We start from the raw sequence: 774 nt of genomic DNA, 5'->3' as shown, positions 1-774 counted from the left end.
AAATTCATCAAAAACTTCCGCAAAGACGAAAACGGCGCCGTAACTGTTGACTGGGTTGTTCTGACCGCAGCCGTTGTTGGCCTGGCCGTCGCAGCCTACACCGCGATCGAAGCCAACACCAACACCCTGGCCGCTCAGGCAGCTGGCGACATCGCAGGCGAGATCGGCCAATAAGCTGATCGCCTCGCGGCAAAGATCAGGGCTGTATCGGGGTTCCGATACAGCCCTTTTTCTTTTTTGAAGGCCTTTCCCAGGCCGTTTCGATTTCAGATCATTTCGAGCCCAGCATTACTGCCGTTCATGACGCGCCCATTCAGGACTCTCAACGAAAGCCGCCTGCCGCCCCCCTCATCAACAAGCGCTTTGGTCACGTGCAGGGATGTTTGACCCCGTGACATCCGATTCCCCCGCCAGGGCCGTAGATACCAACAGATGCTTCCGACTCCGGCAGCATTCGCGACTCGCAAGCCCCGGAAAGCCCCTATTCCAAGAAAAATGTGAATAAACCCCAAATAGGGCCGTAATACTCTGCAAATTCACTGAAACACTGCAAAAAGGCACCAATCGCGCCCAAATCGTGCCCCAATCAAAGCGGATATTACAGTCATACCAAGTCGGGAACGAGCCAAAGAGAGAGAGCGGCTCACAAGGACCCGGCAGGGTGAGACTGAAAATCAAATGATCCTTTGGAGGGACAAAACCATGATCAAATTCATCAAAAACTTCCGCAAAGACGAAAACGGCGCCGTAACTGTTGACTGGGTTGTTCTGACC

The 774-nt window shown here is 53.5% G+C and carries 1 protein-coding gene; it reads right to left on the bottom strand.

The genetic code is table 11. The annotated features are described in order from the left end of the window. Nucleotides 1-351: 351 nt before the first annotated feature. Nucleotides 352-774, bottom strand: a 423-nt coding sequence (locus WNE31_RS18410; RefSeq protein WP_349981398.1) for a hypothetical protein, incomplete at its 5' end; no start/stop codon positions are given.

This window comes from Shimia fortis, assembly GCF_040225985.1.
In the GTDB taxonomy this organism is placed as follows: domain Bacteria; phylum Pseudomonadota; class Alphaproteobacteria; order Rhodobacterales; family Rhodobacteraceae; genus Shimia.
The sequence above is the reverse complement of the archived record's forward strand: the minus strand, read 5'-3'. Positions and strand labels throughout refer to the sequence as shown.